The sequence below is a fragment of the Sinorhizobium kostiense genome (genome assembly GCF_017874595.1).
Classification (GTDB): Bacteria; Pseudomonadota; Alphaproteobacteria; order Rhizobiales; family Rhizobiaceae; genus Sinorhizobium; species Sinorhizobium kostiense.
Window position 1 is genome coordinate 649986 of record NZ_JAGILA010000002.1, and the last position, 12705, is coordinate 662690.

Here is a 12705-nt window from a genome sequence, read left to right on the forward strand (position 1 = left end):
CGAGAAAAAATCATACAATTAGGTAAGGCGAGGAATCGCTCATGGAAAAGGGAGTGCGCGGATGAGCGAGAAGAAGAAAGAATTGAGAAGCCGCCACTGGTACGGCGGGACACACAAGGATGGTTTCATTCACCGGTCCTGGATGAAGAACCAGGGCTTTCCGGACCATGTGTTCGACGGACGGCCGATCATCGGCATCTGCAACACCTGGTCCGAGCTTACCCCCTGCAACAGCCATCTGCGCATTCTCGCAGAGGGCGTGAAGCGCGGTGTCTGGGAGGCCGGCGGCTTTCCCGTCGAATTCCCGGTCTCGTCACTCGGCGAAACACAGATGCGCCCGACCGCCATGCTCTTCCGCAATCTTCTAGCGATGGATGTGGAAGAGGCGATCCGCGCCCATGGCATCGATGGCGTCGTGCTGCTCGGCGGCTGCGACAAGACCACGCCCGGGCAACTCATGGGTGCGGCCTCCGTCGACCTGCCGACGATCGTCGTCTCGTCCGGTCCGATGCTCAACGGCAAATGGAAGGGCAAGGATATCGGCTCGGGCACCGACGTCTGGAAATTCTCGGAAGCCGTTCGCGCCGGTGAAATGAGCATGCAGGAATTCATGGCGGCCGAGAGCGGCATGTCGCGCTCGCCCGGCGTCTGCATGACCATGGGCACGGCGACGACCATGGCTTCGATCGTCGAGGCCATGGGCCTGTCGCTTCCGACCAACGCGGCGCTGCCGGCGGTCGATGCCCGCCGCATGGCGCTTGCGCATATGACCGGCAAGCGGATCGTCGAGATGGTGCACGAGGATCTGAGATTGTCCAAGATCCTGACGAAGAAGAACTTCGAGAACGGCATCGTCGCCAATGCCGCGGTCGGTGGCTCCACCAATGCCGTGGTGCATCTGCTGGCGATTGCCGGACGCGCCGGTGTCGATCTCTGTCTCGACGATTTCGACCGCGTCGGCGGCCAGGTACCTTGCATCGTCAACTGCATGCCTTCGGGCAAGTATCTGATCGAGGATCTCGCCTATGCGGGCGGACTGCCGGCGGTGATGAATCGCATCCGGCACCTCATGCATGCGGATGCGCCGACAGTGTTCGGCGTGCCGATCAGCAAATACTGGGAGGGCGCGGAGGTCTATAACGACGACGTCATCCGACCGCTTGACAATCCGCTCCGCGCCGCTGCCGGCATTCGCGTGCTGAAGGGCAATCTCGCGCCGAATGGTGCGGTGATCAAGCCCTCTGCAGCGAGCGAACACCTGCTCTCGCACGAAGGCCCCGCCTATGTCTTCGAGACTATCGAGGAACTCAAGGCGAATATCGACGATCCGGACCTTCCGGTGAGCGAAGATACGATCCTCGTGCTCAAGGGCTGCGGACCGAAGGGCTATCCAGGCATGGCGGAAGTCGGCAACATGCCGATCCCCCGCCGCCTGGTCGAGAAAGGGGTTCGCGACATGGTGCGCATCTCCGACGCGCGCATGTCCGGAACGGCCTTCGGCACCGTGGTCCTGCATGTCAGCCCGGAAGCCAATGCCGGCGGCCCGCTCGCGATCGTCAGAACCGGCGACCGCATCCGGCTCGACGCGCTGAAAGGGGAATTGGAACTGCTGATCAGCGAAGAGGAATTCGCCAGCCGCATGGCGGCCTGGCAGCCGCCGGAGCAGAAATGGCAGCGCGGCTACTACAAGCTCTATTACGACACGGTTCTGCAGGCCGATAAGGGCGCCGATCTCGATTTCCTCGTCGGCAAGAGCGGCAGCGAGGTGCAGCGCGAAAGCCATTAGATATCACATCGGATGGGAGCGAGAATCCCGATGTGACCGATCCTGAGAGCTAACGCATCGGCCCGAAAATCGGAACCCGGTTTTCGAAAGGCTCGATGCGCAGAAACAAAGGGGTTACAGCGACCTCGCGCGTCTGACAAGACGCGCGGCGCTGTAGGGGCATGCGGGCGGGAGGGCCCGCTTTTTCTCATGTCGTTTCTGCATGTGTTTTGGGGCTCTTATTGCGCGTGCAGCAGCTGCCGCCTCGAACGCCTCGTGCCGGCTCGAGACGGGTGTCCTTCGCCAATTGCTTCCGTCCCGTCCACCCTCTCCTTGTGGTTGAAGCGGCCCGAATGAGAGACAATTCTCGGCTTATAAAATCGACTTTCTCCGGAACCGTTTTCGCTGCCGCGCGTTGCTGTGAGTGTCATCGGCGTAGCATTGCCAGGGCTGCGCCGTGTTCGACAACGTCAACGAAAGGCAGTCTGAGATGACCAAGATTCTTACATCTTCCGTTGCCGCTGGCGCACTTCTCGTGGGCGTTGCCATTGCCCCGATAAGCTTCGCACAGGATACCACGACGCCGCCAGCGCCCGAAACCCAGCAGATTGAACCGGCTACGCCAGCGCCGGTTGATCCGGCACAACCGCCGGCCACCGGCGAGCAGGCCCAGACCCCAGCTCCAGCCGATACGGACACCACGGCCACAGCCGAGGCGGACGCCGGTTATCTGACCGAACAGGGTGAGGATGCGATTTCCGCAAGCACCTACATCGGGCAGACCGTCTACAACGCCAATGATGAGAATATCGGCGAGATCAACGACCTGATCATCAGGAAGGATGGTGGCGTCGAGGCCGCCGTGGTCGGCGTCGGCGGTTTCTTGGGTATTGGCGAGAAGAACGTCGCGGTTCCCTTCGAGAAGATCGAAGTGAGCGAGCAGGAAGACGGCATGACGCTCAAGCTGATGACCACTGAGACGGCCGATTCGCTGAAGGCCGCGCCGGAATTCAAGACCAGGTCGCAGCTGATGGCCGAGCGCGATGCACAGCAGACCGATCCCGCAACCACGGGTGGGGTAACGCCGACAACACCGGCACAGCCGGAGCCCGCGCAGCCTCAGCAGTAAGCTGATCGGCTAATCCTGTTACCATTCCCGCGCACCCCTCGGGTGTGCGGGAATTTTTTCGCCCTGTACCATTTGCAGTCAGGCGGATTCGGCGGTGCGAACGCCTGTGAGAGCGTCCCGCTCTACCCGTGTCTCCGTAGACCTCGCGCGGGCCTGCAGCGGATCAATACCAGGCATCCGGCATCTCGCTCTTACGCCGGCTGACGTAATCCGTCAGGGCTTCGTCGATCGCCACGTCGAGCGGCGGCGGCTCATATTCCGCAAGCGTCTTCTTCCACTGGCGATTGGCGCGCAGCGCCATGTCGGTTTCACCCTGTTCGGCCCATTTCTCGAAAGGTTCGTTGTCGGAGACGGCACTGTCCCAGAACGCAGTCTGGTAATTGCGCATCGTGTGGTCGCAGCCGAGGAAATGATTGCCCGGCCCGACTTCGAGGAAGGCGTCCATGGCGAGCGTGTTGTCATCGACGACGACGCCGGCGAGATAGGAGTGGAGCGCACCGCAGAAATCCGCATCCATCACGAATTTCTCGTAGGACATGGCGAGCAGACCGTCGACGAAGCCGGCCGAGTGCAGGATGAAATTGGCGCCGCAATGCACGGCGGAAAGCATCGACATGACGCCCTCCTGCATCGCCTGGGCATCCGGCCGTTTCGAATTGGAGAAATTGCCGGCGCAACGCAGGGGTAATCCGAGCCGGCGCGCGAGCTGGCCGACGACCATGCTGCCGATCGCCGGTTCCGGTGTCCCGAAGGTGGGCGACCCGGACCGAAGCGACATCGAGGAGAGGAAATTTCCGAAGATCACCGGCGCTCCCTTGCGCTCGAGCTGCGTTAGCGCGCAGCCGGCAAGTGTCTCGGCATAGGATTGGGCGATCGCGCCCGCATTGGTGACCGGTCCCATAGCGCCGCCAAGAATAAAGGGCACGACAACCGCGGCTTGGTTGGCGCGTGCATAGGCCCGCAGCGATTTCGTCATCGTCCCGTCCCAGACGAGCGGCGAATTGACGTTGACATTGCCGAGGATGACGCAGTTGCGGTCGACGAAATCGGCGCCAAAGAGAATCCGGGCCATCTCGATCGAGTCCTCGGCTCGCTTCTCCGCCGTGATCGACCCCATGAAGGCGCGGTCGGAATATTTGATATGGCTGTAGACCATATCGAGGTGGCGCTTGTTGACGGGCAGATCGACCGGCTCGCAGATCGTTCCGCCGGAGTGATGCAGCCACGGGCTCGACTGGGCGAGCTTTATCAGGTTTCGAAAGTCCTCGATCGTGCCGTAACGGCGGCCTTGATCGAGGTCCATGACGAAAGGTGAGCCGTAAGCGGGTGAAAAAACAACATTGCGGCCGCCGATCTCGACGCTTCGGGCGGGATTGCGGGCATGCTGGGTGAATTGTGCCGGCGCGGACCGGACGATCGCTTGCAGCATGCCGGGCTCGAAAGTAACGCGAGCACCGTCGATTTTCGCGCCCGCCCGCCGCCAATGGTCGAGCGCCACCGGATCGTCGCGGAATTCGATACCGACTTCTGCAAGGATGCGCTCGGCCGTCCGCTCGATTCGCACGAGGCTATCCTCGCCGAGAATGTCGTAGGCCGGAATGTTGCGGACGATGTAGGGGACACCAAGGCTCCTTGCGGCGCCATCCCGCCGTTGCGGCCGCCCGCTTCGCAGCCGCCTCGTGGTGCTTCCGGTCGCCTCGATCGCCCCTGCCATCACTGATCTCCCATTATTTGAAATGATCGTATTAACGTGGAAGGTGCTTGTAACGCTGGAAAAATTCAGGAAATACGATAAGCCTGGATTATGGAAAATCTGCGCCGCCTTCTCCCCTCTGCCGCAAGCCTCGTCGTTTTCGAGTCGGCCGGCCGCCACCAGAACTTCACCCGCGCCGCCGCCGAGCTCGGCATGACGCAGGCTGCGGTATCCTATGCGGTCCGCGGCCTGGAGGAGCAGCTCGGAGTCGCGCTCTTCAATCGCGTACACCGGGCAGTCGAGCTGACGGAGGCCGGCGAGAAATTCCATGCGGACGTCTCCGTCGGCCTGTCGCGTCCGGAAGTCGGCGGAGGACTTACGCGCCAAGGGGCGCGAAACAAACGTCACGCTCGCCGCTTCGACGGCATTCGCCTCGATGTGGATGCTGCCGCGGCTCAACCGGCTGCGCGAGGACCTGCCGGAGATCGACCTTCGCATCCAGACGAGTGTACGCGATCTCGATCTCGACCAGGAGCCGATCCCCTTGGGAATTCGCGGCGGTGATCCCAGCCATTGGCCGCGTTATCACGCAGCACTGTTGGCTGAGGAAGTGGTGAACGCCGTGGCGACCCCCGCCTATGTCGAGGCGCGCGGCGTGCCTAAGACGCCGACGGATCTCCTGCGGCACAACCTCATCCATCTCGAAGAGCCGGTCAGACGCGCCTGTGACTGGACCGAGTGGTTCGCAAGCGCCGGCCTGGCCTATCCCGTCCAGGGCAAAAGGCTGGCGATCAACGACTATGTATTGGTGATCCAGGCGGTGCTGGCTGGGGAGGGCATCGCGCTCGGCTGGGAGCACCTGATTTTACCTCAGGTTCGTTCCGGTGCCCTCGTGCCGGTCGGCGGGCACGTGCTGCGTACAGGGCAGGCCTTCTACATCGTCTGGCCGCGATCGCGCGAACTCAACAGTCAGGCGCGGCGCATCCGGGACTGGCTCTTAGATCAAGGTCGATCCTAATAATGACGAGCAGAACCTCGCCTCAGCGCAGCTCGGAGACGTCGCTATAGCGGTCGGCGAGATAACGCATCGTCGCGACGGCGTCTGCGGGCTTGCCGTAGAAGAAGCCCTGGCCCATGCCGCACCCGAGCGACTTCAGTTTTAATGCCTCGGAAGGGTGTTCGATGCCTTCGGCGACGACTTCCAGTTCCAGCCCCTCGCACATGGATACGATTGCCTTCACGATATGCTCGGAAGCACGATCGGCCGAGATGCCGGAGACGAAGGCGCGGTCAATCTTGACTTTGTCGAAGGTAAAATCCCGCAAGCGGCCCAGGCTCGACTGTCCGGTGCCGAAATCGTCGAGCGAGACGCGCACGCCCGCAGACCTGAACTCGGCAACGATCTTCTGAGCCACGTCCGCGTCCGCCATCACCGCGGTCTCGGTGATCTCGAGTTCAAGACGTCGAGGGTCGAGCCCGACCTGATTGACGATTGTCAGGAGACGGCTGCTCGTCGACATGTCCGTCAATTGCGCGGAAGAGAGATTGAACGAGAGGAACAGCTCCTTGGGCCAGGACAGGGCCGCCTGGGCGGCCTTGCGGAGAAGCATTTCCGCCAACGCATCGATGAAACCCCGCTCTTCCGCCAGCGGTACGAAGATCGCTGGAGAGACATAGCCGAGGTTCGCGTCGCACCATCTGGCGAGCGCTTCAAATCCGACCACGTCATCGTTGCGCAGTTTGACGATCGGCTGAAAATGGACGTCGATCTCATCGGCGATGATCGCATTGCGCAGCGCCTGCTCGAGCTGCGTTGCCCGCTTCATCTCTTGGGCGATCTCGTGCGAATAGACGGTTATTTGACCGCGGCCGCGCCTCTTAGAGCGATATAGAGCTGTGTCTGCGCTCTTCGACAGCTCTTCGAAGGCGTCGCCGGCGAACGGATAAACGGCGAAGCCGAAGGAGGCCGAGAGCCTGACACTGCGATCTCCAAGGTCGAACGGAGCGGACAGCGCCTCTCTCAGCAGCTGTCCGATCTTCTCCGCACCCTTGCGCTCGAAGACCAGCGGCAAGACAATGCCGAATTCGTCCGAAGCAGTGCGTGTCACCGTTGCGCCTTCTGGCACGCAAGCGCTCAAGCGGTGCGCGACCTGGCAAAGGATCTGATCGCCGGCCGCCGGGCCGAACAAATCATTGATTGGCTTGAATCCGTCGAGATTAACGAAGGCGATGGTGAACGGAGCCGGGTCGGCCGCACGCTCGGCAGCTAGCTCGCAAACGCTGCGCCGGAGCTGCTGCGCGTTACCAAGGCCGGTCAATGAATCGACGAAGGCAGTTCTATCGAAATTGCGGCTTTCGAGCTCAGCCGGCATCATGGCGGCACGCCCCCGCCTTGCTCCCACAGATGTGCACGGCGTGGCGCGCAAGCTCGCAGCACCACCGTCCGTCCGCAACGAATATCGGGCGTCCCGCGATAAAGGTGCTCGGCTGACGCGTTCATTCCAGTAATGCCCTCCGCCAGTCTCCACCTACGGCGCCATAGCCCTTAGAGAGGCACACTGGTGCTGCAGCTCGGCGCAGCACGGATCGCCGCAACTTGCGCCGTTCGCCACGCCATTCTGAGGAAGATGACGATCGAGGGTTAATAATCCGATAGCGCTCGACCGTCAGAATTATCATCAGCCGGCCGCGCGCAACCGGCCGGTCGGAAGATATTGTCTGAGTACGGCCTCGATCATGTCCGGGCTGATCGGTTTCACGATGTGATCGTCCATACCCGACGCCCTGCATCGATCGAGATCGACATCGAGAGCCTGGACCGTAACGGCGATAATGGGCGTACGGACTCCGGTTCGTTTTTCGGCATCGCGAATGGCCATCGCAGCTTCGCAGCCGTTCATCACCGGCAACGAAACGTCCATCAGCACGATCGCCGGGTGGAATTTCCTCCACAATTCCACCGCCTCTTTGCCGGTAGCAGCGATGCGGTAGGAAACGCCAAGGCCCTCGAGTATCTGTGTGAAGACGAACTGGTTGACCTGGTTGTCCTCGGCGACCAGCACGTCCACTTCGGACGAGGCCGTTGCGCCCGCGCCGCAGTCCTCGAAGGATATCTCGAATTCTGCTTGCGGAAACTGCGATCGCGCCGGCCGCGGCCCGGCGCAGGCGCGGAAGATCTCCGCCAGAAGGCAGCCCGCATCGGTCGCCGACGAGACCTCGATCAGTGCGCCGTCCCGCCACGAGGCAAGAATCACGTCCCTTCCGCCGAGCGCCTCGTCGATGAGCAGTGCATCGAGCTTCACGCTGCAGCTCTCGGCGGCGGCCGTAAAAGCTTGGAACTCCTCTACGTTGCGGACAGCGCAAGCGTCCAGGCCCGAGCCGCGCAGGCGGGACACGATCCGCCCCTCCATCTCCAAATCGGCCGTCATCAGGAGCACGCGCAGTCCCCGTGCCGGCAATGTCTCGATCATCGATCGCGTGTCGACGAGTTGCTGGACATTCAGAGCGTGGAACGGATCGTAGAAGTTCTGGCCGGGCGTGAAGATGCTGTAATCGCGTATTTGCAGACCGGAACTGCCGCCGTCGCCGACGCCGTGATACCAGGCCGCGATGTCGGTGACGTCGTTCATGCAGGTGACGACAAAATGCCGACCGGGCATGCCGACACGATACTTGCGGGTCACGACCCAAAGGTCGCTGCCGTCTGCCCGCACGATGTGCTCGGCCTCCGCATGGGGCATGCCGGTCGCCAGCACCTGCCGATCCGACTGCTCGAAGCGCTCTGCTATGTCGCCATCCAGCAGGTCCCACGCCGATCGCCCGAGGATCGCCTCCGCCGGCAAATCATGAATGACGCAGAAGGCCTTGTTCACCGCAATGTAGTTCAGGTTGCGATCCTTGACGCAAATCGGATTCGGCTGGGCATCGAGAATCTGCTCCGTGAGCTCGACGCGCTCGATATCGCCCTGGATCTGTTCTTCGCGCTTTCTCTGTTCGGTGACGTCGGTGAGCGACAGGATGCCTATGCCGCTCGGCAGGCGGCGCTTGCGCAAGCAAATCCATCGGGTGCGGCCCGCCCGCTCGACACTCTCGTAGCGCTCGCGCCAGTGGAGCGCCATGTGCTCGGCAATCCAGTCCTCGCGGTTCGCGCGGCGACGGCTGTTTTCCGGCAGGGTACCGGGGCGCACGCCGGTATCATATACCGCGCCGAGGAAATCTCGGAGCCGCGTGCCAGGCTTGAGCAGCCGGGCGGGAAGGGGGAAGAACTGCACGATCGAAGCACTGGCAAAGAGAATCGTGTCGTCGCGGCCGCAGACGAGAAGCGCCAGGCCTAGCGCGTCGCAGCTCGACTCCAGAACGATCCCCATGATGTCCGCGCCGCCCGGCGCCCCATCGTCCATTGCCCTGCCCTCGTCTCGGCCACGCCATGGCCACGACAGACCATACGCGGCGCTCTAGATCACGGTGACTTCAGTCTAGGCGACCTGAAATCATCGAAGTGATTGAAGTTAGAGCGGGATGCGGGCGGAAAACCGCGCACACTTTTTCTCATCCCGCGCTAGCGGCCGTTTTGATTTGGAACATGCTGGCCACCGAGGACGGCATTTCTTCGGGCTCATGCGCGCAGCGTCCAGCACCGCTGCGATACTCCAAAGAACAAAACCCGTGATCATTCAGGTCGTTGTGGAAAATCGCAGCAGAACGTTAAGGCGGGATTAAACCGGCAGGCTTCGTGGCGGAACGTCCGTGTTTTTGAGGACCTGCCTCGCTGCAGGGAAGAGAAGCCCCTTTCCCTTGGTCGCCGAATCCTTGAAAATGAGTCATGACCATCAAGCAACTTTCCGAAACGCTCATCAACCAGATCGCCGCCGGCGAGGTCATCGAACGACCCGCCAGCGCCGCCAAGGAACTGATCGAGAACGCGCTCGACGCCGGCGCCACCAGGATCGAGATTGCGACGGCCGGCGGCGGCAAGACCTTGCTGAGGGTCACCGACAATGGCAGCGGCATGCCGCCTGCCGACCTGGAACTTTCGGTTCGCCGCCATTGCACGTCGAAGATCAGCGACAGCCTCATCGATATCCGCACCCTCGGTTTCCGCGGCGAAGCGCTGCCTTCGATCGGATCGGTCGCGCGTCTGTTGATCACCACGCGGGCGGCCGGCGCAAAGGAAGGCGCTGCGATCGCCGTCACCGGCGGCAGGGTTGAGGCGGTTCGTCCTTCGCCCGGCAATACCGGCACCGTAGTCGAGGTGCGCGACCTCTTTTTCGCCACGCCCGCAAGGCTCAAATTCATGAAATCGGAAAAGGCCGAAGCGGCAGCGATTTCCGAAGTTGTGCGGCGAATGGCCATCGCTTTTCCGAACGTGCGATTCGTGCTTTCCGGCTCCGACCGCTCGACGCTGGAATTTCCGGCGACGGGTGACGATTGGCTGGCACGGATGGCTCAGGTGCTGGGCAAGGATTTCCGCGACAATGCAATCGAGATCGATGCGGAACGCGAGGGGGCGCAGCTTACGGGATTTGCCGGCGTGCCGACCTTCAATCGCGGCAATTCGCTGCAGCAATATGCTTTCGTCAACGGCAGACCGGTGCAGGACAAGCTGATTCTCGCGGCTATCCGCGCCGCCTATGCGGAAACCATACCACGGGGGCGCCATCCGGTTGCCGTGCTGGCGATCACGATCGATCCCGCCCTCGTCGACGTCAACGTCCATCCGGCAAAATCGGACGTGCGCTTCCGCGACCCTGGGCTGATCCGCGGGCTGATCATTGGTGCGGTGCGCGAAGCGCTCACGCGTAACGGCGATCGGGCGGCGACAACCGGGGCGCACGGGCTGATGCAGGCCTTTCGCCCGCAACCAAATCGGCCGGATTTGCCAAGGCCGCAGACGCCCTGGACTGCTGCTGCCTCGCCGTATCGCCCGATGCATTTCGACGAAGGCCCCACGGGCTTTGCAGAACCACCGCAGGCTGCCTTCGCCGCATTCGCAGAGCCATCGGCGCGTGCCACAGCCACGGCAGCAGAGACGCCGACCACGGACGGTGCCCTCGAACCCTCTTTCCCGCTCGGGGCCGCCCGCGCACAGCTTCACGAGAACTATATCGTCGCCCAGACCGAAGATGGTCTCGTCATCGTCGACCAACACGCCGCTCACGAACGTCTCGTCTTCGAAACGATGCGGCAAGCGCTGCATTCACGCCCGATGCCGGCGCAGGCACTGCTCATCCCCGAGATCGTTGACCTTGCCGAGGACGACTGCGACCGATTGATGGCACATGCGCAGGGGTTCGCGCGGCTCGGCCTCTCCATCGAGCGTTTCGGCCCCGGGGCGATCGCCGTGCGTGAGACACCGGCAATGCTCGGCGAGATGGACGCAAACGGCCTGGTGAAACAACTCGCTGACGAGCTTGCGGAATGGGACACGGCAAACGGCCTTGCCGCTCGGCTCGAATATCTGGCCGCGACCATGGCCTGCCACGGCTCCGTCCGCTCTGGTCGCAGGTTGCGCGTGGAGGAGATGAATGCGCTGCTTCGCCGGATGGAGGCGACCCCCGGCTCGGGGCAGTGCAATCACGGGCGACCGACCTATATAGAACTGAAGCTCGCCGACATTGAGCGGCTGTTCGGCAGGAGTTGAACGGAACGCGTGAGGCATGGCGAGGGTATCGACATGGCGGTTTTGCAGTTCCCCTGGTCATTTCCCGTGGGCCGGGATAGATCGAAAGCAACAGCACTCAAAAAGCAGGCACAATGATGAACCGTTTCGACGGAAATTCCTCTCGCGAGGCCAAGATTCGCTACCTCGACGGCGATTTTCAGATCGTGCTGGCCGGCTCCTATGTGGTCTGCGCCGTGACTGGCAAGCCGATACCGGTGGATGAACTTCGCTATTGGAGCGTCGCCCGCCAAGAGGCCTATATTGACGCGGCAGCTTCGCTCGAAGCCGAACGGCGCGCCGGGACGCTGGCGACGCAGCAACGCTGAATGAGAGCAGGAAACTTGCAGTCCCCTGCTATGGGGTTTTGCCCCGGCGGAGTTTGCGTGACCGCGCGGCATCGAGCGTCGCCTTGATGATCTTGCCCGGCGCCGAGGGATCGTCGAAGCGCACTTCGATTTCGATCACCCTGCTCTTTTCAGCCAGTTCCGCAGATCGTCCGTGACCGGGTTCCAGGCGCACGATGTCCTTGGCCGTGGTCACGAGCGTATAGCCATGGCTTTCGGCTCGATCGAGCAGGTCGGCAATCTCGTCCTCGGAAAAATGGTGATGGTCGGGGAAACTCCGCGTCTCCTCTATAATGGCGCCCGCCTCGCGAACCGTGCGGTAGAACTTCTCCGGATCGGCAATCCCCGCCCAGGCAAGCACCTTGAGACCGGCAAGCGAGCCAGCGTCGAGCCGCACGGTGTCCGCAACATGGACCGGCTTGCCGGCCCGCGCGGCGCGGCGGATCAGCGGGTCGGCAGCTGGCCCCTGGCCGAGCTTCAGAAGGGCCGAGGCGTGGCGGAGCTGATGGCCGATTGGCGCGCGAATCGGACCGGATGGTACGAGATGGCCATTGCCGACGCCGCGGAAGGAATCGATCACCAGAAGAGCGAAATCGAAGACCAGGCGAGCGCTCTGGAAGCCGTCATCCATGATGATGATGTCGGCGCCCTCGGCGGCAAGCTTGCGGGCACCGTCGACCCGCCGCCGGCAAATGACGGTCAACGCCTCGCGCGCCAGCAGCAGCGGCTCGTCGCCCACGTCCCGCGCGCGATGGTGGTCAGGCTTCACCACCGTCGTGACGTCAAGCGAGCCGCCATAGCCTCGACTCAAGAATCCGGGAGTCAGTCCCTTCGCCTTGGCTGCCCGAGCAAGGGCGATGGCCGTTGGTGTCTTGCCGGCTCCGCCGACAGTGAAGTTGCCGACGCAGATGAGCGGCACGGGCGGCATGGCGCGACGTGCACGGTCCATGCGCAGCCCGGCGATCGCGCCATAGAGCCGGGACACAGGCCAGAGCGTATAGGCGCGCCAGTCCGCGTTGGTCCACCAGAAGGGGGGCGCTTCCGATACCATTTCTGACGTGCCGCCTCCGCCGCTTGCCGACCCCTGACGATTGCCGATCAACCCGCCATCAC

Annotated in this window: 8 protein-coding genes and 1 pseudogene; 5 read left to right on the plus strand and 4 right to left on the minus strand. The window is 62.6% G+C overall.

Features of this window, described 5'->3' with window-relative positions; genetic code table 11:
* Nucleotides 1-61 precede the first annotated feature (61 nt).
* Nucleotides 62-1786, plus strand: a complete 1725-nt coding sequence (locus tag J2Z31_RS09640) for an IlvD/Edd family dehydratase (RefSeq protein WP_209601677.1) — start codon at nucleotides 62-64, stop codon at nucleotides 1784-1786.
* A 469-nt stretch (nucleotides 1787-2255) separates the two neighbouring features.
* Entirely contained in the window at nucleotides 2256-2894 is a 639-nt protein-coding gene (locus J2Z31_RS09645) for a PRC-barrel domain-containing protein (RefSeq protein ID WP_209602286.1), read from the plus strand.
* 163 nt (nucleotides 2895-3057) lie between these two features.
* Here the strand turns inward: J2Z31_RS09645 and J2Z31_RS09650 are convergent, their stop codons facing one another.
* The gene (locus J2Z31_RS09650; protein ID WP_209601678.1) at nucleotides 3058-4608 is read right to left on the minus strand and encodes a trimethylamine methyltransferase family protein; all 1551 of its coding nucleotides are present in this window, start codon (nucleotides 4606-4608) and stop codon (nucleotides 3058-3060) included.
* 90 nt (nucleotides 4609-4698) lie between these two features.
* Between J2Z31_RS09650 and J2Z31_RS09655 the strand changes: the two are divergent.
* Nucleotides 4699-5605 (plus strand): annotated as a pseudogene (locus J2Z31_RS09655) (LysR substrate-binding domain-containing protein).
* A gap of 22 nt (nucleotides 5606-5627) precedes the next feature.
* On the opposite strand, the gene J2Z31_RS09660 reads toward J2Z31_RS09655, so the two are convergent.
* Together J2Z31_RS09660 and J2Z31_RS09665 are read right to left on the minus strand one after the other, a co-directional pair.
* Nucleotides 5628-6962: a putative bifunctional diguanylate cyclase/phosphodiesterase gene (locus tag J2Z31_RS09660; protein WP_209601679.1), complete on the minus strand. Its 1335-nt coding sequence runs from the start codon at nucleotides 6960-6962 to the stop codon at nucleotides 5628-5630.
* Nucleotides 6963-7265: 303 nt separating this feature from the next.
* Nucleotides 7266-8987: a response regulator gene (locus tag J2Z31_RS09665; protein ID WP_209601680.1), complete on the minus strand. Its 1722-nt coding sequence runs from the start codon at nucleotides 8985-8987 to the stop codon at nucleotides 7266-7268.
* Nucleotides 8988-9409: 422 nt separating this feature from the next.
* On the opposite strand from J2Z31_RS09665, the gene mutL reads away from it, so the two are divergent.
* On the plus strand, nucleotides 9410-11227 hold the full coding sequence (gene mutL, locus J2Z31_RS09670) for a DNA mismatch repair endonuclease MutL (RefSeq protein ID WP_209601681.1): 1818 nt from the start codon (nucleotides 9410-9412) through the stop codon (nucleotides 11225-11227).
* 113 nt (nucleotides 11228-11340) lie between these two features.
* Nucleotides 11341-11574 carry a DUF2093 domain-containing protein gene (locus J2Z31_RS09675; protein ID WP_209601682.1) on the plus strand — a complete coding sequence of 78 codons (234 nt, stop codon included), beginning with the start codon at nucleotides 11341-11343 and terminating at the stop codon, nucleotides 11572-11574.
* A 28-nt stretch (nucleotides 11575-11602) separates the two neighbouring features.
* Here the strand turns inward: J2Z31_RS09675 and lpxK are convergent, their stop codons facing one another.
* Entirely contained in the window at nucleotides 11603-12643 is a 1041-nt protein-coding gene (gene lpxK, locus J2Z31_RS09680; RefSeq protein ID WP_209601683.1) for a tetraacyldisaccharide 4'-kinase, read from the minus strand.
* Nucleotides 12644-12705: the final 62 nt, after the last annotated feature.

Excerpts from the sequence above, each read along its gene's own strand:
- J2Z31_RS09650 (WP_209601678.1), bottom strand. The coding sequence starts at position 4,608 with ATGGCAGGGGCGATCGAGGCGACCGGAAGCACCACGAGGCGGCTGCGA.
- J2Z31_RS09640 (WP_209601677.1), top strand. The coding sequence starts at position 62 with ATGAGCGAGAAGAAGAAAGAATTGAGAAGCCGCCACTGGTACGGCGGG.
- mutL (WP_209601681.1), top strand. The coding sequence starts at position 9,410 with ATGACCATCAAGCAACTTTCCGAAACGCTCATCAACCAGATCGCCGCC.
- J2Z31_RS09660 (WP_209601679.1), bottom strand. The coding sequence starts at position 6,962 with ATGATGCCGGCTGAGCTCGAAAGCCGCAATTTCGATAGAACTGCCTTC.
- J2Z31_RS09665 (WP_209601680.1), bottom strand. The coding sequence starts at position 8,987 with ATGGACGATGGGGCGCCGGGCGGCGCGGACATCATGGGGATCGTTCTG.
- J2Z31_RS09645 (WP_209602286.1), top strand. The coding sequence starts at position 2,256 with ATGACCAAGATTCTTACATCTTCCGTTGCCGCTGGCGCACTTCTCGTG.
- J2Z31_RS09675 (WP_209601682.1), top strand. The coding sequence starts at position 11,341 with ATGATGAACCGTTTCGACGGAAATTCCTCTCGCGAGGCCAAGATTCGC.
- lpxK (WP_209601683.1), bottom strand. The coding sequence starts at position 12,643 with ATGGTATCGGAAGCGCCCCCCTTCTGGTGGACCAACGCGGACTGGCGC.